Here is a 19,781-nt window from a genome sequence, read left to right as displayed (position 1 = left end):
ATATTTTTGCAAAGCTTTTAACCTATTAAAATGAAAAAAATAGCTGTTTTTACATCCGGTGGAGATAGTCCTGGAATGAATGCCTGCATCCGAGCGGTAGTTCGAACTGCCATCTACAAAGGATTGGAAGTTTATGGTATTTACCATGGATATGAAGGAATGATTGCAGGCGATATTAAGAGACTTTATACCTATTCAGTTTCCAATATTGTTCAGCGAGGAGGTACTATGCTTAAATCCGCCCGCTCGGAAAAATTCCGAACTCCAGAAGGACGAAAAAAGGCATTTGAAAACCTGAAAGCTCACGGAATTGAAGGCTTGGTGGCAATCGGTGGTGATGGAACTTTCACAGGAGCAAAAATCTTCCATGAAGAGTTTGGAATTCCGATGGTAGGTTGTCCTGGAACTATTGACAATGACATCTACGGAACTGATTATACGATTGGATTTGATACGGCCGTGAATACTGCCCTCGATGCAATCGATAAAATTCGAGATACGGCTGCAGCACACGATCGAATATTTTTCATTGAAGTAATGGGGCGTGACGCTGGCTTTATTGCGGTGGAATCCGGAATCGGAAGCGGGGCTGAGTTTGTAATGGTTCCAGAAACCAAAACCGATTTGGATGCTGTGGTTAAATCCCTCAAAAACCTTCGCAAAACCAAAACTTCAAGCATTATTGTGGTTGCCGAAGGAGATAAAGAAGGAGGTGCTGCGGAAATCATGACCAAGGTTAAATCCAAAATCAACGATAAAAACAAAGAATTTAAGGTAACTACCTTAGGACATATTCAGCGGGGAGGAAACCCTACGGCCCGAGATCGGGTTTTAGCATCAAGATGCGGAATGGCAGCTGTAGAAGGTCTGATAGCAGGCAAATCCAACTGTATGGCAGGAATTATGAATCAGGAAGTTGTTTATACTCCATTTGGAGATTGCATTGGCAAAACCAAGCCGCTGATTCCGGATCATTTGAAACTAATTGAGTATTTAAGTATTTAAAATGGGCTATATTCCCTTATTTCTGACTATTGCAGGGGCTAGTCTTCTGTTTTTTATGACTGTAAAATATACGCTGCAGCGAAAGATCTCCTTGCAACGTGATTTATTGAATTCATTAGGAAAGCTATCACCCGAACTTCAGATTCCAGCAGATTCATTTCCAAATCCGGATGAAATTCTAGAGAAATTGAAAGAATCGAAAAAGAAACAGCCTAAAATAGAAGAGGCTTTGGAAATCGTGCGAGAGCTGAAAGTAAATCGAATGCAATACAATCGCCTGATCAAAAAAGCTCCTTACAACTGGGTAGCCGCAATTGGCGGTTTTCGGGAAATTTAAATTTGATTTTGAGGTTGATTAAGTGACCAATTCTTTATCAATCCAATTCATTATCTGATTTAACTCACTAGGATTAAACCATTGAATTTCAGTATCTTTTTTAAACCAAGTCAATTGCCTTTTCGCATATCGTCTGGAATTTCTCTTGAGTAGACGAATAGCTTCTTCTCGATCATATTTTCCTTCCAGGAAACCAAAAATCTCCTGATAACCGACGGTTTGTAATGCGTTCAAGTGTCTTTGGTCAAAGAATTTTTTCGCCTCCTCAAATAAACCTGCTTCAATCATTTGATCCATCCGGGCATCAATTCGTTGATAAAGTTCCTCACGATCTCTATTTAACCCGATTTTCAAAACCCGGAAAGGTCTATCAGTTTTAGTTCGCTTTCGAAAAGAACTGAAAGGTTTTCCTGTTCCCCGGATTATTTCCAAAGCTCGCATCAAGCGTTGAGGATTTTGAATATCCACTTCGGAGAAATAAATAGGATCTCCTTTTTTCACTTCTTCCTGTAGGAATGCCAGTCCCTTTTCTTCAAATTCCTGAATGATTTGAGCTCTAATTCCAGGCTCAACTTCAGGCATTTCATCCAAACCCTCTGTAATTACTTTGGCAAAAAGACCGGAGCCTCCTGTCATGATAACCACTTGCTTTTCTTTAAATAAATCCTCCAAAATCTTCAAAGCATCCTGCTCAAACTGCTTAACGTCATACTCCTCGTAAATAGAAATTGAATTAATCAAATGGTGAGGAACTGTAGCCAACTCCTCAGGGCTAGGTTTAGCTGTACCAATTTCCAACTCACGATAAAACTGCCTACTGTCGCAGGAAACGATGTCTGTTTTGAATTTTTTGGCTAGATTGAGGCATAGTTCAGTTTTGCCAACAGCAGTAGGGCCTACGATCAAAATCAAGGTGGGTTGGACAAGCAAAATGGGCGAGTTTTGGTTTCGTTTCAAAATTCCAAACTTAAGGAATGAAAAGCAAAAGCGTACTGATCGTAGAGGACAATGATTTGAATCGCCGTTTTTTTGAGAATTTGGTGGGACAAATCTGGAGTTATGAAAGCGCACTCAATGGTAGAGAGGCTATTGAGAAAGCCAGCCAAAAAGACTACGATTTGATCCTAATGGATATTCAAATGCCAGAAATCGATGGGATTCACGCACTCAAAAAAATTCGATCTCAAGGCAAAAACAATTGCCCTATCATAGCGGTGACAGCCTTTGCGGATGAAAGTGACCGGAGCGCTTTTATCCAAGAAGGGTTTGATGATTTTATCACGAAACCCATTCGTCCCAAGGAGTTTTTAGAAAAAATAAAGCGGGCCTTAGAAGATAAACCATTAAACAAAGAAAAGGAATACAATCAATTGATTATCAAAGAAATAATTTTTGATAATTCAGTGTTTGAGCAACTTAGTAAATACAACAAACCGGAGACCATATATCAGATTTACCAGGATTTTTTGGATGAAGCTTTTTCCCTTCTAAGGGAATCCAAAGAAGCTATCGAATCTGGAAATCCTGAGGAGGTCGTAAAGCAGGTTCACATTATCAAAGGAAACGCAGGCACACTCGGAATAAATTTGGTTTATATAGCTGCAGCAAAAACAGAGGCCTTTGGAAGAAGTGGGGATTTTGAAAAAATGAAGGAAGTCCTACACCACTTAGAAAAAGAAATTGAATCATTTCAGCAATATTTCAAGGAAGAAATTATTTTTAAGCCATGAGTTTACCAAAAAAGATACTTGTTGGGGAAGATAGCTCCATCATCATCAACCTTACCAAGAACGTTTTAGCATTCGAAAACTATGAGATGACTGCTGCCAGAAACGGAAAGCAGGTCTTGGAAAAACTTGAAAATGAGGATTTTGATCTGATTCTGATGGATATCAGCATGCCTGTATTGGATGGAATCGCCTGTACCAAATTGATCCGGGAAATGAAGGATGAGAAAAAATCCAGCATTCCCATTATTGCAATCAGCGGGAATATACATAACATGACCCATGAGGATTTCAGAAAGGCAGGCTTTGATGATTTTATTCAAAAACCCCTGGATTATGACCGGGTACTGGCTACGGTTAAAAAATTCCTGAACTAGTCATGGCAATCAAATACACCAAACATTTTTTAGACAAATTGGAAAACCTTTTTGCTGCGTCTGATTATATCCTTCGCTATGAAAAAGGAAATTTTAAATCAGGTTATTGCATTTTGAAAGACACCAAAATTGTCATTGTAAACAAATACTTCCCTCTAGAGGGGAAAATAAATGCTTTGGTAGACATTTTGGGAGAATTGCAGTTTAACCCTCAAGACTTCAGCGAAAAGTCCGTTCAAGATTTTCTCAAAGAATTGCAACAAACCCAATTGAAGTTTTGAAAATCCGTTTTTTAGGAACCGGTACTTCACAAGGAATCCCCGTAATTGGCTGTAATTGCGAGGTCTGTAAATCATTGGATTTTAGGGACCAACGATTTCGCACTTCCGCTCATATTGAAATCAATGGAAAAAGCATAGTCATCGACACCGGACCTGATTTTCGGATGCAAATGCTTCGGGCAGGCATTTCTCATTTGGATGCAGTGCTTTTTACACACGAACATAAAGACCATACTGCCGGTTTGGATGACATTCGTCCATTTAATTTTCGGCAGAATCGAGATATGCCCATATATGGGAGACAGCAGGTAATTGATCAAATCAAGCGTGAATTCTCCTATATTTTTTCTGAAGTCAAATACCCAGGTGTGCCGCGAGTAATTACTAACGTGATCGATCATGCTCCATTTGAGGTAGAAGGAATTCGAGTGACTCCAATTCCAGTAATGCACCATAAACTACCTGTTTTGGGTTTTCGAATCGGAGATTTCACCTACATCACAGATGCTAATTTTATCTCTGAGGAATCTAAAAAATTGATTCAGGGCTCAAAAATATTGGTTTTAAATGCCCTCCAAAAGACAGCTCATCAATCTCATTTTACTTTAGAAGAGGCCATAGAACAAGTGGGCTCACTAAATGTTGAGCAGGCTTATTTTACACATATCTCGCATAAATTAGGGCTACACCAAGAAGTGGAGAAGGAACTTCCCGAAGGAATCCATCTTGCATATGATGGACTCGTTTTAAATTTGCCCTGATGCATTTGAATTTTCATTTTCTACGATTCCTCTGTCCCAGGATTCAGGAAGTATTAAAGGGCTTTGAAATCAAAGCTTGTTTTTCTCAAAACAAGGATGAGCTGATTATTGAATTTCAGCGAAACGGGGAACTCAGATACCTTCGAGCACACTTCCTATCCCCTCACATATATTATTCTTTTCCGGAAAAATTCCAGCGGGCTAAGCGAAACTCCATCAATCTTTTTCCAGAACTAATTGGAGAAAAAGTAGCGCATTGCAAAGCATTAAATTATGAGCGAGCCTTTTACCTACAGTTTGAATCCGGAGCTATTCTGTTACTGAAACTTCACGGAAATCGCAGTAATTTATTATTCTACAAAGCCAATGAATTTGAGCCTCTACGGGTATTTAGAAATGAATTTCAGGATGATAATACCTTAGACTGGAGAAGCTTAGAGAAAGATTTGAACCTTAGTCAAGAACGGTTTTGGGAATTGGAGGGGAATGCCTCTCAGTTTTTGCCAACGCTTGGAAAAATCCCTCGGGAATGGCTTAAAAACAAGGGATACCTTTCCGCAAATCTCGAGGAAAAATGGCAGCTCATGCTGGAGGTAATCGATATGCTGGAAAGCCCCATTTTTTCTTTGGTTAAAAAGGATGAAGAGGTTTATCTCAGTTTATTACCCGAAGAGGAGGCTATTGCACAATTCTCCGATCCACTTGAGGCATTGAATGAACTTTTCTACAAGGCCTTGGTAGTTGGAGCTTTTGAGAAAGAAAAACGGCAATTGACCAAACATTTTTCGGAGCAATTAAAGCGAACGGAGAATTACCTGACAAAGGCGAAAAGTAAGTTGCTAGAATTGGAAACCGCTCCTCCACCCTCTCAAATCGCAGATGTGATAATGGCCAATCTCCATGCATTCCAAGATGGAAATTCGGCTCAGAACCTATTAAATTTTTACACACAGGAATCTATTCGAATTGAACTAAAACCGAAACAAAAACCTCAGGACTTAGCTGCTCAACTTTACCGAAAAAGTAAAAACCGACAAATTGAGCTGGATCAGCTCAAAGAATCTATTGAGTCCAAAGAACTTCAAAAACTTCATTTGGAAGAGTTACTAGAAGAACTCCATCAACTGGAAGATTTTCGTGCGCTTAAAGATTTCAAAAAGCGAAACGGCCAAGAAACTAAAATCTCCAAGGAACCTGAAAATCTTCCTTTCAGGCAGTTTCATATTGATGGAATGGATGTCTGGGTTGGGAAATCGGCAAAGGACAATGATGAAATGCTACGGAATTTTGTACATAAAAACGACATTTGGCTGCATGCCCGACAGGCGGCAGGCTCCCATGTGATAATTCGAAATGCTGTAGGAAAAATAATTCCCAAAACTGTATTGGAAAGAGCTGCATCCTTAGCTGCCTATTATTCCAAATTGAAAAATGAAAGCTTGGCTCCAGTGATTTACACAGAAGCAAAATATGTCCGCAAAGTGAAAGGAAGTGCTCCAGGAATGGTACTAGTCGATCGAGAAAGTACCATTTTGGTAAAACCTCAAGGACCTTCTGAAGAAATCGCTAAATAAGGTCAGTAACTAGGAGGTAGAATTGGTGCTTTCAGTGAGATTTTATTAAATCCCTTGACCAGAACTACTGTTCCAACAATACCAGTTGCTCCTCCTACATATAGCAAAGTCTTGCCTACATCTGGATTACTACCCAATAATTGACCGCCAATAATGGTCACCGTATATCCTATTGTTGCGATAAAAATTCCCTTTTTCAGCTGATTTTTGGAACGGTCCAAATTCAATTGAACTTCATACAATTCTTGATCTAAAGCCCGGATTTCTCTTCTCAGAGAGTCTAGATTAGCTTGTTGGGATGTGGTTTGGGAAAAGGATGTGGAGACAAGCAATCCCAAAAAAATGAAAAGAAGGAAAAAGCGACTCATGCTATTGATTAATCCAATTTTTAAATTCATTTACTCGCTCACGGGCCACTACTAAGTTTGCCTCGGCTTTGGTATTCATAGACAATGCTAATCGGCCGTTTACATAAGGTTTAATTTCGATTAAATCATCAAGATGAATAATCATTGAACGATTTATTCTATAAAATTTAAGCGGATCAAGCAAATCAGACTCTAATTCACTCAGGGAATGGTCAATGATATATCGAGTAGAAGAACCACTTTCCACCAAATAAGTCAAGCCATCTTCCGAATAAAAATAGGCAATATTTTCAGCGGAAATAAACACATACCTATTTCCCATTTTCGTCAAAAATCTTTTCTTATAAGACTTTGATTTATAATTATTTAATAAACTATCAATTAATTCTTGATTTAATATAGATTTAGATCCTTGATCATGGTATTTCACTGCTTTTTCAAGAGCTTTGACTAGGCGTTTTTCGTCAATAGGTTTAAGCACATAATCCAGACAATTGTGGTCGAAAGACCGTAGTGCATACTGATCATAAGCCGTGATGAAAATAACGGGAATAGAAAGTTCAGGAGATTCTGAAAATGCACGAAAACTTAAGCCATCCGCTAAATGAATATCACAGAGAATCATGTCAAAATTCCCAGTGTTCTTAAGATGTTCTTTTAAGCTTTTGATACTTTGAATAGCATCAATCACTTCCCAATCGGGGAAGTTTCTTCCAATGATGGACCTAATCCGTTGTTGTGCGAGGGGTTCGTCTTCTACCAACAGTAGTCTCATAAATTTCTATCAAAGGCAAGGTAACTTGAAAAAACTGCTCTCCATCTTTAATCTCAATGGATTGATTAAGAAACCTATATCTTTCAGAAATGTTTTGTAAGCCTATTCCGGTAGATTCTTCTAGTGCTTCTTTAAGTTGCTTTAGATTAGAAATTTTTAACTTATCTGAAACAGCTTCAATACGAATTTCTAAAGGTTCTTCCTCCGTAAAATAATTGTGCTTAACAGCATTTTCTACCAATAACTGCAAAACTGCAGGAGGCACCATTTTCTTTTTCACATCTACTTGGATGTTAATATCGAATGAAAGGGATTTTTCAAAACGTATTGCCAGCAGATCCAAGTAATCGTTTAAAAACTCAAGCTCATCTTCTAATGTGACCAATTCATGGACATTATTATTCAGAAGATAGCGATAAATCCCACTCAACTTATGCAGATAAGTATCTGCCAATTGGACATTTTCATGGATTAAAACAGAAAGGGCACTTAGATTATTGAAGAAAAAATGTGGATTTAGCTGCATGTTAAGGGATTCCAATTTGGCTTCCGTGCTGAGCAATTTCAATCGCTCGGCCTCTAATTTTTTCTCCCCATATTTTTTATTGAAAAAGTAAATAGCATTAACAGAATTTAGAAAAAGATTAATCCGAAAAAGAAAACCCAAGGTCAAAAGGAAGTTGGGCCTAGTCAATCCGAAAGGCCCACCAAATAATACTCCAGTTACCTCAACAGATAACAAAGCTACTCCTGAAATCAGGATAAAACTTGCAAAGAACTGGAATACCAGCGGATGAATTTTGGTGATTTTCGGAAGAATCCATGATTCGATTAAAAAATTTATACCCCATACGAGGTAACACAAGACCAGGATAAGGATGAAAAGTTGCTTTTGGGGTAATGCTGCCTGAAAAAGTCTATCTCCATCCAAGATTAGGATGTTAAAAAAGGAGTAAATCCCCAATAAACCCGGAAAAATCCATTTGTATTGATGGCTGAACATTCCGCTACTTCCTTTCCCCTTCTTTTGAAATTAAATAAGAAAGCAAGGGTTGGGAATTTTTTCCCTCCCCTTGCATGTGGTAGTTAAATCTATAATATTATAAGGTTGGGAGCAATACTCCATTGATTACGTGAACCACTCCATTCTCAATGGCCACATCAGCAACCTGTACTGTATAAGTTTTTCCTCCTGCGTCAGTTACAGTAACAGTTCCACCGGTTCTTGTCACAGTTAAATCTTCTCCTGCCAAGGTTGGAACAGTTTGAGTTCCTTCTGCCAAATCAGTAGAAAATGCGACTGCAGGAACGACGTGGAAGCCCAATACTTTCTGCAATCCATCTATTCCAATCGCATTAACCAATTCGTCCAAAGAAGCAACTCCTAGGTCTCCAAGCAATTGCACAAAAGCATCATTGGTAGGAGCAAATACCGTAATCGCCTCTGCATCAAGCAACGCTTGACCCAAGCCCGCTTCTGTCACTGCATCCAAAAGAATGGTTAGGTTCGCATCAGTAGCTGCTTCCACCAAATTAGGTAGATCTTCTTCTGGCAACAAAACACCATCGATCACATGTACAACTCCATTTTCAATAGCAACGTCCGCAACGGCTACGTTAAAGGTATTTCCTCTAGCATCAGTTACGGTCACAGAAGAACCACTTCTAGTCACAGTCAAATCTTCTCCAGCTAAAGTTGGAACTGTCTGAGCTCCCTCTGCCAAATCAAAGGAGAAGGCAGTAGCAGGCACTACGTGGAAGCCAAGAATTCGAGTAACTTCATCCAAACCAACAGCATTCACCAACTCTTGAAGAGAATTCAAATTCAAGGCAGCTAGAAGATTCAAGAAAGCTTGATTGGTAGGAGCAAATACCGTGATGGCTTCCGCATCAAGTAAAGTTTGTCCTAAACCAGCAGCTGTAACGGCATCTAGCAAAACAGTAAGATTTGCAGCAGTAGCTGCTTCTACCACGTTTGGTAGGCTAAATTCAGGGAGCAATACCCCATCAATTACATGCACGACACCATTAGAGATAGCAACATCAGCCGCAACCACATTTGAAGTATTTCCCAAAGCATCAGTAACAGTTACTCCAGAACCTCCCGCAGTTACCGTTAATTCCTGACCTGCAAGTGTTGTAAATGTATTTGTAGCTGATAAATCAGTTGAAAAAGCTACTGCAGGAACTACATGGAAACCAAGAATTGTCTGCAAATTTTCAATTCCGCCAATTTTGGCAACCAATTGATCCAAATTAGCAGCGTTGTAAGCCTGAAGAGCAGCTCCAAAAGCCTCATTAGTAGGTGCAAAAACTGTAATTGCATCAGCTCCTAGCAAGGCACCACCTAGATTGGCAGCAGTCACTGCATCCAATAATGTAGTCAATCCGGCCGCCTGAGCTGCCTCCACAATATTAGGAAGCATCAAGTCCGGCAACATCATCCCGTTGATGACATGCACTACTCCATTTGCAATTTCAATATCGGCGGCAACCACTTGAGCGGTTCTACCCAATTGATCAATGACAGTTACTACACCACCTGCTACCTCCACAGTGATTTCCTGGCCGGAAAGCGTAGTAAAAGTGTTTGTTGGTTGTAAATCTCCGGAGAAAGCAACAGCTGGCACCACATGGAATCCTAACACCTTCTCAAGATTTTCAATTCCTCCAATTTTCAAGACCAATTCATTTAAATCGGCAGCTCCAAAAACTTCCAAGGCAGCTGCAAAAGCCTCATTAGTTGGAGCAAACACAGTGATGGCTCCTGCGGAAAGAAGTTGATTTGCCAAACCATCCACAGCAGTAACTGCAGTTAATAAGGTGGTCAATCCTGCATCAGTTGCCGCTTCAACCAAATCAGGTTTTGGCAATTCAATAGATGGAATCAAAACGCGGTCAATTACGTGAACAGCCCCATTTTCGATTTTTACATCGGCCATAACAACCTGCGCAACATTACCTACTGCATCTTCAACAGTAATGATGTCCCGGCCTGCACGTCTAACGATCAATTGTTGACCTGCTAAAGTTGTAACCACGTTGGTTTCACTTAATTGATCTTGAAAAATCGCTGTCGGAACAACGTGAAATCCTAGGACAGTCTGCAGATTCATAGGACCTCCTAATTTTTCCACCAACTCGTCTAAACTACTGGCATCAAATTCAGCAAGCGCATTGGCGAAAGCATCATTAGTTGGCGCAAAAACCGTGATAGCATTTTGGTCTTGTAATGCTGCTTCCAATCCTGGAATAGAACGTACAGCAGTGACTAAAGTGGTCAAGCCTGCGTCTTCAGCGGCTTGCATTAACGTTGGAAGCGGGACTGGACCTTGATAGTCTTCATTTTCACAGGAGACAAAGGTCAAAATAAAAGCCCCAATAAACAGGTACTTTAAGAATTTGAACATAGCGATATTGGTTAGTTTTCTTTCAAAACCTCTCAATTGCTAATACTGATTTAGGTAATTCTTTGAATTGTTGAAAATGTGAGTTGAACTGTAGATACTTCCCCTTGAATTGAAAAAAGCCCCGAAGGGCTTTTATTATTTCACGATATGAATCTTCAACATATTGGTTCGGCCTTTTTCTTTGAGCGGCATACTTGCTGTGTTGATAATGATGTCACCAGAATTGACATGCTCATCATTCTTTAAAGTGTTTTCAATATCCTCAAATGTAGCATCTGTGGAAACTTGATTTTCGTAATAGTAGGCGCGAACTCCCCAAACCAATGCCATCTGGGTAATCAATCTTTTATTTCTGGTGAATACAAAAATATTTGCCTTAGGCCTATGAGATGCCAATCGGAAGCCAGTAAAGCCAGAAGATGTAATTCCTACAATAGCCTTTGCTTTTACATTCCTAGAAAGACGGGCAGCCATTAAAATCAAATTATTGCTTAAGAAGGTAGGCTCGTCTTCTTGAATCTTATAGAGATGATGATAAATCTCTGCATTTTTCTCCAAATAGGTAATTATGCTGCACATAGCCTTGACTGCATTGACCGGATAATTTCCAGAAGCAGTTTCCGCTGAAAGCATCACAGCATCTGCACCATCCAAAACGGCATTTGCTACATCGTTGGTCTCTGCTCGGGTTGGCCGAGGATTGTTAATCATGCTTTCCATCATCTGGGTGGCAATGATCACTGGTTTACATGCCAACTTACATTTTTCGACCATTTTCTTCTGCCAAAGCGGTACAATCTCCTGAGGAACTTCCACTCCCAAATCCCCGCGTGCTACCATGATGGCATCAGTCGCCTCGATGATCTCATCAATATTTTCAAGCGCTTCAGGCTTTTCGATTTTGGCTACAATTTTACAGCTCTTACCTGCCTTCTCTATTCGCTCTCTTAAATCTAAGATATCTTCAGGAGAACGCACAAATGACAAAGCAATCCAATCTACTTCCTGCTCAAGGCCAAACTTTAAGTCCTCGATATCCTTTTCAGTCAATGAAGGTGCAGAGACTTTTGTATTTGGTAGGTTGATTCCTTTTCTGGATTTCAAAATTCCACCGTGAATGACGGTACAATTAACATTTTTACCATCTGTATCATCTACCACTAATTCCAAGTTTCCGTCATCAATCAGAATCCGGTCACCTGGAACCACATCATTAGGAAGATTTTGATATACGGTGGACACCAAGGAGGAAGTACCCACCACAGGGTCATTGGTGATGGTGATTTTATTTCCAGGAGCAATTTCCACTCCATTATTCTCAACCTCTCCTACCCGGATTTTCGGTCCTTGAAGATCCTGAAGGATACCCAAGTTCAAATTTTCCTCCTGATTTATTCTTCGAATGATTTCGATTACTTTTTGATGCACTTCGTGCGTCCCGTGAGAAAAATTCAACCGAAAAACATTGGCCCCGGCTGCTGCCAAACTTTTGATAGTTTCATAATTATTGGAAGCAGGACCAATGGTGGCTAGGATTTTGGTTTTATTGAAATGACTCATTTTTAATAGGTTAGTAGGTTTTCTTTCGACTTTAGTTTAGTGATGTCCAATTTGATGACATTTTGAATAAATGGGTTTTTTGAAAGTTCTGAAGCAAAAAACTGGGCATCAATTTGATAGGTTTCATCTTGTACTAGCAGGAAGTAATCCATGGATTTGAGCTCCGGTATCAAATAAGACACTTGTCTTTCGGAGCTTAGCGCTTTATTTTTCAAAAGCTGGATATATCCGTGCGGTAAAGAAAGGAAATATTGGCTAATTTTCAGATTGGGAACGGACAAAAACTCAATTTCCAAATCCTCAGTTCGGATCAAGTTGATATTCAATTCCCGATTGATTAACCAAGCCATTTTGTAATCCTTTACAGGGGATACAATGCCCAAAAGTTCAAAATCATAGGTATGTTCTATTTGTAGTTTTACCTTCTTCATAGGGGCACAACATGGCGCAGTTCAAAGTTAGAAATAAAAAACATTCGAAGGGCAGTCTTGATTCTGTCAAAAATTTACTTGAATCATTTCTTTGTCTATTAGCTTTTAAATATATTTCTTTGCGGAGTGTTATTAACTAAACTGATCACAAAATGTCTGAAATTGCACAAAAAGTAAAAGCCATCATTGTTGACAAACTGGGCGTAGAAGAATCTGAAGTGACTATGGAAGCAAGCTTTACCAACGATTTGGGAGCTGATTCTTTGGACACAGTAGAATTGATCATGGAATTCGAAAAAGAATTCAATATCTCCATCCCAGACGATCAGGCTGAGCAAATTGGTACAGTCGGACAGGCTGTTTCCTACCTGGAGGCTAACGTCAAATAATAACCCTTAAATTCATTCCATGAATTTGAAACGAGTTGTTGTAACTGGTATAGGTGCCCTTACACCCATTGGCAATACTTCCGAAGAATTTTGGAAGGGATTGGTAGCGGGTGTAAGCGGCGCTGCACCAATTACCAAATTCGATGCTTCACTTTTCAAAACCCAATTTGCCTGTGAGGTCAAAAATCTCAATGTAGATGATTTTATTGACCGCAAAGAAGCACGCAAAATGGATCTTTTCACCCAGTACGCAATGATTACCGCCGATGAGGCGATTGTTGATTCTGGGCTGGATCTTGAAAAAATTGAAAAATCCAGAGCAGGAGTTATCTGGGGTTCCGGAATCGGCGGACTTCGTACTTTCCAAGAGGAAGTAGCTGCTTTCGCAACAGGTGATGGCACTCCTAGATTTAATCCATTCTTTATCCCAAAAATGATTGCGGATATCAGTGCTGGATTTATTTCAATTAAGTATGGATTCAGAGGTCCAAACTTTGTAACAGTATCTGCTTGTGCATCTGCAACCAACGCCTTGATTGATGCATTCAATTATATCCGACTAGGAAAAGCTGATATTTTCATTTCAGGTGGTTCTGAAGCTGCAGTTACCGAAGCTGGTATTGGAGGTTTCAACGCCATGAAGGCATTGTCACAACGCAATGATTCTCCAGAAACAGCCTCCAGACCTTTTGATAAAGACCGTGACGGTTTTGTATTGGGAGAAGGAGCTGGCGCACTGATTTTGGAAGAATACGAGCATGCAGTTGCCAGAGGTGCTAAAATCTATGCTGAATTGGTAGGTGGTGGTATGTCTGCTGACGCCAACCATATTACCGCACCTCATCCAGAAGGATTAGGAGCAAGTGAAGTAATGCAGGCAGCACTTCGAGATGCGAATCTGAAACCAAAAGATGTTGATTACATCAACGTTCACGGAACTTCTACCCCATTGGGTGATGTCAGTGAAACCAAGGCTATTGAAAAAGTCTTTGGTGAGCATGCTTACAATATGAATATATCCAGTACAAAATCCATGACAGGTCACCTGTTAGGAGCGGCTGGAGCTATTGAAGCAATTGCCTCTATTTTGGCAATTCAAAACGGGATCATCCCTCCTACCATCAACCATTTCACAGATGATGAGCAGTTTGATCCTCGATTGAATCTGACATTCAATAAAGCTCAAGAGCGCGAAGTGAATGTAGCCTTAAGCAATACCTTTGGATTTGGCGGACATAACTGCTCTGTCATTTTCAAAAAAATTAATTAAGAGAAAAGCTTGAGACTCCTTCAGCGACTCGGATTACAGCGTATTTTATTAAACAAAAAAGATCAAAGGCTTGCCTCCTCCATCAAATTGATGGTGGGTCGCAAGCCTTTAAATATTTCCCTCTATCGACTCGCCCTTACCCCTGCGGGATTAGGGAAGGAAAATGAACGAGGTCACAAAATCTCCAATGAACGTTTGGAATTTCTAGGAGATGCCGTGTTAGGGTCGGTTGTCGCTGAGTATTTATTTCAAAAGTATCCACTTCGAGATGAAGGTTTCTTGACTGAAACCCGATCAAAACTTGTAAATCGGGAAAGTTTGAATGAAACCGGGATCAAAATTGGGCTCCGGACCATCTTACAAGACTACTTTTTGGAAAAACCTTTTACAGGCAGCAAATCCCTTTACGGCGACATGTTGGAGGCGCTCGTGGGTGCAGTATATTTAGATCGTGGATATGCTTTTACCAAGAATTTCATCCTGACTCGAATTTTACTCCATTTCGATATTGAGGGAATGATCTCCACGACCATGAATTACAAATCTAAAATTGTGGAATGGTCCCAGCGGGAAAACAAGAACATCGATTACAAAATTTTAGAAATTAATGGCAACCAACGATACAAAGAGTTTGTTGTTGCCTTGGTTGTAAATTCAAAAGAAGTGGCCACCGGAAAAGGCCCAACCAAAAAGAAAGCGGAACAGGAAGCTTCAAAAAATGCCTGTGAAACTCTCCAAATACCTACCTAAACCAATTTTCACCCATTCATGTCCTCACTTTCGCTCGCACTCGCTACGGTCAATCAGACTCCTTTAGATTGGGAGGGAAATTTGCATCGAATAATTTCAGCTCTGGAAGAGGCTATTCAGCAAAATGCTGACTTGGTCATATTTCCAGAATTGGCCATTACCGGCTATGGTTCAGAGGACCTTTTTCTTAGCTATTGGTATCCAAAAAAAGCCTTGGATCAACTGAACAAATTGATTCCTCATTGTCAAAATACCACGGTTGCCGTTGGGCTACCCTATCGAATGGGTGAAAAAGTCTACAATACCATGGCTATCATTGAAGATGGTGAGTTGTTGGGTTTTGTAGCAAAGCAATTTATGGCCATCGATGGAGTTCATTACGAATTCCGCTGGTTTACCCCTTGGGAAGCAAATCAACAGGTGAAGGTGGATTTCTTTGGGAAGGAAGTTCCATTGGGAGATTTAACTTTTACGAAAAAGGGGGTTCATTATGGATTTGAAATCTGTGAAGATGCTTGGAGAGGTGAGGCCCGTCCTGGATACAGACTTTGCGAACGAAAAGTTGACCTCATCGTCAGCCCAAGTGCCAGTCATTTTGCCATGGGTAAAACCTTGGAACGAAAAAAACTTATTGAAGACAGTTCCAGAATGTTCGATTGCTATTATGGCTATATCAACCTTTTAGGAAATGAGGCTGGTCGAATGATTTTTGATGGAGAAAGTCTCTTAGCCAAATCCGGGAAAATATTATTTAGAAATCAACTTTTATCCTTCCAAGATTACCAAGTAAATGTTGTTCAATTGGAAGAAAAAGAACAGGAAATCGCAGAAATTAGAAGCAAAGAATGGGAATTTACCCAAGCAACTTCATTGGGCTTATTCGATTACTTGAGAAAAAGTAAAAGTCGAGGTTTTGTACTTTCTCTTTCAGGAGGAGCAGATTCCTCCACAGTGGCGGTTTTGGTAGCAGAGATGGTGAAGTTAGGTTTGCAAGATTTGGGACTTCAACGCTTCTGCGAAAAAATTGGGATTTCTGACTATGAAAAATTTGCCAAGAACCCTGAAAAGCAATTGGTAGGAACTCTTCTTACCACTGCTTATCAAGGAACTGCTAACTCTTCCCAAGACACTTTTGAGAGTGCGAAATCCCTCGCTGAAAGTCTAGGGGCGGTTTTTCATCATTGGACCATCGATGAGGAAGTTGCTTCCTACACCGCTAAAATAGAATCGGCAATTGGAAGGAAATTGACTTGGGAACAAGACGATATCACCCTTCAAAATATTCAAGCACGCTCCCGCTCTCCGATTATTTGGATGCTAGCCAATTTAAAGCATGCATTATTGCTTGCAACATCCAATCGGTCTGAAGGCGATGTAGGTTACACCACCATGGATGGAGATACCAGTGGAAGTATTTCTCCGATTGCCGGAGTGGATAAGCATTTCATTTTACATTGGATTCAATGGGCGGAAAAAAACCTGAACCGTCCAGGTCTTGCCAAAGTCAATTCATTGCAACCAACCGCTGAGTTACGTCCTCAAGAGCGAACTCAAACTGATGAAAAGGATCTGATGCCTTATGCCGTTATTGTCGAAATCGAAAAACTAGCCATTCGAGATCGGCGGTCACCTATGGACGTGTTTTTGATTCTCAAAGAAGAACTTGAACTCGAAGAGGGACTTTTAAAATCATATATCAAAAAATTCTTCCAACTTTGGGCTAGAAACCAATGGAAACGGGAAAGACTAGCTCCTTCCTTCCATTTGGATCAATTTAATGTAGACCCTAAAACCTGGTATAGATTCCCGATTTTATCGGCAGGTTTCAAAGAAGAGTTAGAGCAACTAGAGCAACTTTAAAATGAACATTACTTCCATTTTGAATTACATTGTTTGGGATCCAAATCCAGCTGTTTTTGCTGGTTTTGATCGTTTAAGATGGTATAGTTTACTTTTCGCTTTGGGATTTATCATTTCCCAACAATTCATGGTTTACTTTTTCCGGAAGGAAGGTCATGATGAAAATCTGGTTGACAAGCTGACCATTTACATGGTATTGGCGACTATCATCGGTGCCAGACTGGGACATGTGCTTTTTTATGAGCCAGCAAAATATTTGAGCAACCCAATTGAAATTTTGAAGGTTTGGGAAGGTGGATTAGCCTCCCATGGAGCAGCAATCGCGATTTTGATTGCTCTTTGGATTTATGCAAAAAAGACTCCTGGACAAAGCTATTTGTGGGTAGTTGACCGGATTGTGATCGTCACTGCTATGACCGGAGCGTTGATTCGATTGGGAAATTTGATGAATTCTGAAATAGGTGGAAAAGATACTGGAACCGACCAAGGCATTGTCTACGCCTGGGATATTGAAGAAATTCTTCAATCCCTTCGTGTTCCAATCGAATCCATTGATGCCTACAAGCCTGCGGACCGGGAGAATGAGCTACAAGGCAATGGAATTGTGCCGGTAAACATTGAAATCCGAATCAATAAGGGAAATTTCACAAAGGAAACCTTGGAAAACACCCTTAGAAGTGACGTAAAATATGCATTGACTCAATTTAATTCCTCAAAGCAATACTTAGCAGAGCCCCTGGAAAGTGACTTGAATCTGGAATTGAAAGAAGAGCCAGGAATGTATGTGGCTACCATCAAAACTTTTGGAAAAACCAAGCATCCCACTCAAATTTATGAATCCCTCTCCTATTTCGTGATTTTCTTGATTTTACTGTCGATATGGGCGAAATACAAGGAACGGGTTCCCGATGGTCTGCTATTGGGATTATTCTTAGTAATGGTCTTTGGAATGCGTTTCGTATGGGAGTTTTTCAAAGAAAACCAAGTGGAATTTGAAGATGCTATGCAGTTCAACATGGGGCAACTTCTTAGTATTCCGCTAGTTTTGGGAGGAATTATTTTGATCGCAAGAGCTTTGAAAATGGGGCTGAAAAAGCCAGCTAATTAAGGAACCGGGTCATGCCCATGTCCTCCCCATGGATGGCAACGGGAGATTCGTTTGATTCCTAGCCAGCCGCCTTTAAAAGGGCCATGCTTCAGAATAGCTTCCTTCATGTACTGACTACAGGTAGGTGTATATCGACAAGATGAAGGAAAAAGCGGCGAAATGGTATATTGGTATACTAAAACGGGAAAAATGGCAATTTTTCTAACAAGGTTTTTCCACATTGGTTGTTTATGATGCATGGCCTTTTCAAAACCAAAAGTACTAACTGAAAATTCCCTTTGAGACTTTCATTCAGACATATTTCCATTTTAATCTTCATTTTTTGGGGATGGTCTGCCAAAGTCTTGGCACAGGATACGTCCTATTCACCTGTACAGATGGATACACCTGACAGTATTTTTGTGAATAATATTTTTGTAATCGGAAATGAAAAAACCCAAAAAAACATCATTCTGAGGGAATTAGATTTTGGGCAAGGTTATTATTACGATTTAGACACCTTCTTGGAAATAATTCAAGCAGATCGAAATAAAATCTATAACCTCAGGCTATTTACTTCGGTAGAAATCACTCCGCTTTTTACAGGTGGAGATCAGGTGGAGGTTTTAATCGCTGTAAAAGAGCGCTGGTATATTATCCCTTCTATTATTTTCCAATTGGCTGACCGTAACTTTTCCGAATGGTGGACCAATCAAGGAAGGGACTTTTCTAGAGTAAATTATGGACTTCGAGTCTCTCATTCCAATGTCGGTGGAAGGAATGAGAAATTGAGATTCAGCGGTCAACTTGGCTTTACAAGAGCTTTGGATTTGCGATACAGCAAACCCTACATTGACAAGAAACAAAAGCATGGACTTGCCGGTCAGTTCACATACTTTGAGCAAAAAACCATTCCCATTCGATCTGCCAATAATAGACAGCTCTTTTTCACAAGCGAAACAGAAGACGTACTCCGTGAAAATCTGACTGCGGCAATCCAATATACCTTTAGACGAACTTTCTATAATTTCCACTTCTTCACCTTGGGATATACCTCGACCAAAATAGACCCCGAAGTCTTGGTGCAAAACCCAACTTATTTTCAACATGGAGAGAACAAGCTTCAATACCTCTACATGAGTTATTCTTTCCGGCATGATAACCGAAACTTGGCAGCTTATGCCACTAAAGGGGAACTTCTACAACTTTCAGCAACCAAATACGGAATATTTAACACAAAAGATATTGATGAAATCGAGGTCAGTCTGACTGCCAACAAATACCTGAGTCTCAATGATCGCTTTCATTTTGTCACAGGCCTAACTGGCTCTTGGTTTTTGAGCCAAAGACAGCCTTACACTCTGGTTAGAGGAATAGGATATTCACCTAATTTTATCCGGGGTTATGAATTAAATGTGATAGAAGGGCAGCAATTGTATGTCCATAAAAATAGCTTCCGTTGGAAATTTATCGATTGGGAAATTGATGTATCCTCCGTCATGCCTTTGGAGCAATTCAGTACCGTTCCTTTCCGATTTTACCTAAGTGCAAACTTTGACCATGGCTATGTCAAGGACAGAAATTTAATTCCCGAGAATGCTCGCCTCACCAATCGCTATCTTTTCGGATATGGACTTGGTATCGATTTGGTTGGATTCTATGACTCTGTTTTTCGATTTGAATACTCATTGAACAATCAAGGAGAGGGGAATTTCTTCCTGAACTTTAAGGCACCTTTTTAAGACTTTTTTAGTCAAAAACCTCATTGACTTAAATTTCCATTGACTCAATTTGTAGTTTAGACATTTTTTTACCTAAA

21 protein-coding genes are annotated in these 19,781 nt (G+C 40.0%); 13 read left to right on the top strand and 8 right to left on the bottom strand.

All coding sequences use genetic code 11. The annotated features are described in order from the left end of the window. Positions 1-30: 30 nt before the first annotated feature. Positions 31-1,005, top strand: a complete 975-nt coding sequence (pfkA, locus tag E4S40_RS01620; protein ID WP_135069887.1) for a 6-phosphofructokinase — start codon at positions 31-33, stop codon at positions 1,003-1,005. A gap of 1 nt (position 1,006) precedes the next feature. Then, a complete protein-coding gene (locus tag E4S40_RS01615; protein ID WP_161971750.1) occupies positions 1,007-1,342 on the top strand; it encodes a hypothetical protein in 336 nt (111 codons plus the stop codon). 18 nt (positions 1,343-1,360) lie between these two features. Here the strand turns inward: E4S40_RS01615 and miaA are convergent, their stop codons facing one another. Next, positions 1,361-2,272, bottom strand: a complete 912-nt coding sequence (gene miaA, locus E4S40_RS01610) for a tRNA (adenosine(37)-N6)-dimethylallyltransferase MiaA (protein ID WP_135069880.1) — start codon at positions 2,270-2,272, stop codon at positions 1,361-1,363. A 44-nt stretch (positions 2,273-2,316) separates the two neighbouring features. Here miaA and E4S40_RS01605 point away from each other — a divergent pair, with 44 nt between their 5' ends. Genes E4S40_RS01605 through E4S40_RS01585 form a run of 5 tightly spaced genes read left to right on the top strand, consistent with a single transcriptional unit; the run spans position 2,317 to position 6,062 of the window. Beyond that, the gene (locus E4S40_RS01605; RefSeq protein ID WP_135069876.1) at positions 2,317-3,072 is read left to right on the top strand and encodes a response regulator; all 756 of its coding nucleotides are present in this window, start codon (positions 2,317-2,319) and stop codon (positions 3,070-3,072) included. Continuing rightward, positions 3,069-3,446 carry a response regulator gene (locus E4S40_RS01600; RefSeq protein WP_135069873.1) on the top strand — a complete coding sequence of 126 codons (378 nt, stop codon included), beginning with the start codon at positions 3,069-3,071 and terminating at the stop codon, positions 3,444-3,446. The genes E4S40_RS01605 and E4S40_RS01600 overlap by 4 nt, the downstream gene beginning before the upstream one ends. Before the next feature lie 2 nt (positions 3,447-3,448). After that, the gene (locus tag E4S40_RS01595; protein ID WP_135069870.1) at positions 3,449-3,727 is read left to right on the top strand and encodes a hypothetical protein; all 279 of its coding nucleotides are present in this window, start codon (positions 3,449-3,451) and stop codon (positions 3,725-3,727) included. Then, positions 3,724-4,488: an MBL fold metallo-hydrolase gene (locus tag E4S40_RS01590; RefSeq protein ID WP_135069867.1), complete on the top strand. Its 765-nt coding sequence runs from the start codon at positions 3,724-3,726 to the stop codon at positions 4,486-4,488. Before E4S40_RS01595 ends, E4S40_RS01590 begins: the two co-directional genes overlap by 4 nt. After that, on the top strand, positions 4,488-6,062 hold the full coding sequence (locus E4S40_RS01585) for an NFACT RNA binding domain-containing protein (protein ID WP_135069864.1): 1,575 nt from the start codon (positions 4,488-4,490) through the stop codon (positions 6,060-6,062). The genes E4S40_RS01590 and E4S40_RS01585 overlap by 1 nt, the downstream gene beginning before the upstream one ends. Before the next feature lie 2 nt (positions 6,063-6,064). On the opposite strand, the gene E4S40_RS01580 is transcribed toward E4S40_RS01585, so the two are convergent. The 6 genes from E4S40_RS01580 to E4S40_RS01555 all read right to left on the bottom strand — a co-directional run bounded on the left by E4S40_RS01580 (position 6,065) and on the right by E4S40_RS01555 (position 12,606). Beyond that, positions 6,065-6,430 (bottom strand): hypothetical protein, encoded by a 366-nt coding sequence (locus E4S40_RS01580; RefSeq protein ID WP_135069861.1) that lies wholly within the window; start codon positions 6,428-6,430, stop codon positions 6,065-6,067. 1 nt (position 6,431) lies between these two features. Further along, a complete protein-coding gene (locus E4S40_RS01575) occupies positions 6,432-7,205 on the bottom strand; it encodes a LytR/AlgR family response regulator transcription factor (RefSeq protein ID WP_135069858.1) in 774 nt (257 codons plus the stop codon). Next, positions 7,156-8,208 (bottom strand): sensor histidine kinase, encoded by a 1,053-nt coding sequence (locus E4S40_RS01570; RefSeq protein WP_135069855.1) that lies wholly within the window; start codon positions 8,206-8,208, stop codon positions 7,156-7,158. The genes E4S40_RS01575 and E4S40_RS01570 overlap by 50 nt, the downstream gene beginning before the upstream one ends. Positions 8,209-8,305: 97 nt before the next feature. Next, a complete protein-coding gene (locus E4S40_RS01565) occupies positions 8,306-10,615 on the bottom strand; it encodes a fasciclin domain-containing protein (RefSeq protein ID WP_135069852.1) in 2,310 nt (769 codons plus the stop codon). Between the two features lie 135 nt (positions 10,616-10,750). Further along, positions 10,751-12,175, bottom strand: coding sequence for a pyruvate kinase (gene pyk / locus E4S40_RS01560; protein ID WP_135069849.1), 1,425 nt, complete (start codon positions 12,173-12,175; stop codon positions 10,751-10,753). A 2-nt stretch (positions 12,176-12,177) separates the two neighbouring features. After that, positions 12,178-12,606 (bottom strand): IPExxxVDY family protein, encoded by a 429-nt coding sequence (locus tag E4S40_RS01555; protein WP_135069846.1) that lies wholly within the window; start codon positions 12,604-12,606, stop codon positions 12,178-12,180. Between the two features lie 152 nt (positions 12,607-12,758). Between E4S40_RS01555 and E4S40_RS01550 the strand changes: the two genes are divergently transcribed. Genes E4S40_RS01550 through E4S40_RS01530 form a run of 5 tightly spaced genes read left to right on the top strand, consistent with a single transcriptional unit; the run spans position 12,759 to position 17,983 of the window. Continuing rightward, on the top strand, positions 12,759-12,995 hold the full coding sequence (locus tag E4S40_RS01550; protein ID WP_024282156.1) for an acyl carrier protein: 237 nt from the start codon (positions 12,759-12,761) through the stop codon (positions 12,993-12,995). Between the two features lie 19 nt (positions 12,996-13,014). Beyond that, positions 13,015-14,265, top strand: coding sequence for a beta-ketoacyl-ACP synthase II (gene fabF / locus E4S40_RS01545; RefSeq protein ID WP_135069843.1), 1,251 nt, complete (start codon positions 13,015-13,017; stop codon positions 14,263-14,265). Between the two features lie 9 nt (positions 14,266-14,274). Continuing rightward, positions 14,275-15,015 carry a ribonuclease III gene (gene rnc / locus E4S40_RS01540; RefSeq protein ID WP_237563103.1) on the top strand — a complete coding sequence of 247 codons (741 nt, stop codon included), beginning with the start codon at positions 14,275-14,277 and terminating at the stop codon, positions 15,013-15,015. A gap of 18 nt (positions 15,016-15,033) precedes the next feature. Beyond that, the gene (gene nadE, locus E4S40_RS01535; protein ID WP_135069841.1) at positions 15,034-16,875 is read left to right on the top strand and encodes an NAD(+) synthase; all 1,842 of its coding nucleotides are present in this window, start codon (positions 15,034-15,036) and stop codon (positions 16,873-16,875) included. A gap of 1 nt (position 16,876) precedes the next feature. Beyond that, a complete protein-coding gene (locus tag E4S40_RS01530; RefSeq protein WP_135069839.1) occupies positions 16,877-17,983 on the top strand; it encodes a prolipoprotein diacylglyceryl transferase in 1,107 nt (368 codons plus the stop codon). On the opposite strand, the gene yidD is transcribed toward E4S40_RS01530, so the two are convergent. After that, on the bottom strand, positions 17,980-18,204 hold the full coding sequence (gene yidD, locus E4S40_RS01525; RefSeq protein ID WP_237563102.1) for a membrane protein insertion efficiency factor YidD: 225 nt from the start codon (positions 18,202-18,204) through the stop codon (positions 17,980-17,982). The genes E4S40_RS01530 and yidD overlap by 4 nt on opposite strands. A gap of 57 nt (positions 18,205-18,261) precedes the next feature. On the opposite strand from yidD, the gene E4S40_RS01520 reads away from it, so the two are divergent. Further along, positions 18,262-19,704 (top strand): POTRA domain-containing protein, encoded by a 1,443-nt coding sequence (locus E4S40_RS01520; RefSeq protein WP_237563101.1) that lies wholly within the window; start codon positions 18,262-18,264, stop codon positions 19,702-19,704. Positions 19,705-19,781: the final 77 nt, after the last annotated feature.

Source organism: Algoriphagus kandeliae, from assembly GCF_004571135.1.
Taxonomy (GTDB): domain Bacteria; phylum Bacteroidota; class Bacteroidia; order Cytophagales; family Cyclobacteriaceae; genus Algoriphagus; species Algoriphagus kandeliae.
The sequence above is the reverse complement of the archived record's forward strand: the minus strand, read 5'-3'. Positions and strand labels throughout refer to the sequence as shown.

Coding starts and splice junctions, on each gene's coding strand:
- pyk (WP_135069849.1), bottom strand. CDS start 12,175: ATGAGTCATTTCAATAAAACCAAAATCCTAGCCACCATTGGTCCTGCT.
- nadE (WP_135069841.1), top strand. CDS start 15,034: ATGTCCTCACTTTCGCTCGCACTCGCTACGGTCAATCAGACTCCTTTA.
- E4S40_RS01565 (WP_135069852.1), bottom strand. CDS start 10,615: ATGTTCAAATTCTTAAAGTACCTGTTTATTGGGGCTTTTATTTTGACC.
- E4S40_RS01575 (WP_135069858.1), bottom strand. CDS start 7,205: ATGAGACTACTGTTGGTAGAAGACGAACCCCTCGCACAACAACGGATT.
- yidD (WP_237563102.1), bottom strand. CDS start 18,204: ATGTGGAAAAACCTTGTTAGAAAAATTGCCATTTTTCCCGTTTTAGTA.
- E4S40_RS01615 (WP_161971750.1), top strand. CDS start 1,007: ATGGGCTATATTCCCTTATTTCTGACTATTGCAGGGGCTAGTCTTCTG.
- E4S40_RS01605 (WP_135069876.1), top strand. CDS start 2,317: ATGAAAAGCAAAAGCGTACTGATCGTAGAGGACAATGATTTGAATCGC.
- E4S40_RS01585 (WP_135069864.1), top strand. CDS start 4,488: ATGCATTTGAATTTTCATTTTCTACGATTCCTCTGTCCCAGGATTCAG.
- E4S40_RS01550 (WP_024282156.1), top strand. CDS start 12,759: ATGTCTGAAATTGCACAAAAAGTAAAAGCCATCATTGTTGACAAACTG.
- E4S40_RS01580 (WP_135069861.1), bottom strand. CDS start 6,430: ATGAGTCGCTTTTTCCTTCTTTTCATTTTTTTGGGATTGCTTGTCTCC.
- pfkA (WP_135069887.1), top strand. CDS start 31: ATGAAAAAAATAGCTGTTTTTACATCCGGTGGAGATAGTCCTGGAATG.
- E4S40_RS01555 (WP_135069846.1), bottom strand. CDS start 12,606: ATGAAGAAGGTAAAACTACAAATAGAACATACCTATGATTTTGAACTT.
- E4S40_RS01570 (WP_135069855.1), bottom strand. CDS start 8,208: ATGTTCAGCCATCAATACAAATGGATTTTTCCGGGTTTATTGGGGATT.
- E4S40_RS01600 (WP_135069873.1), top strand. CDS start 3,069: ATGAGTTTACCAAAAAAGATACTTGTTGGGGAAGATAGCTCCATCATC.
- E4S40_RS01530 (WP_135069839.1), top strand. CDS start 16,877: ATGAACATTACTTCCATTTTGAATTACATTGTTTGGGATCCAAATCCA.
- E4S40_RS01595 (WP_135069870.1), top strand. CDS start 3,449: ATGGCAATCAAATACACCAAACATTTTTTAGACAAATTGGAAAACCTT.
- fabF (WP_135069843.1), top strand. CDS start 13,015: ATGAATTTGAAACGAGTTGTTGTAACTGGTATAGGTGCCCTTACACCC.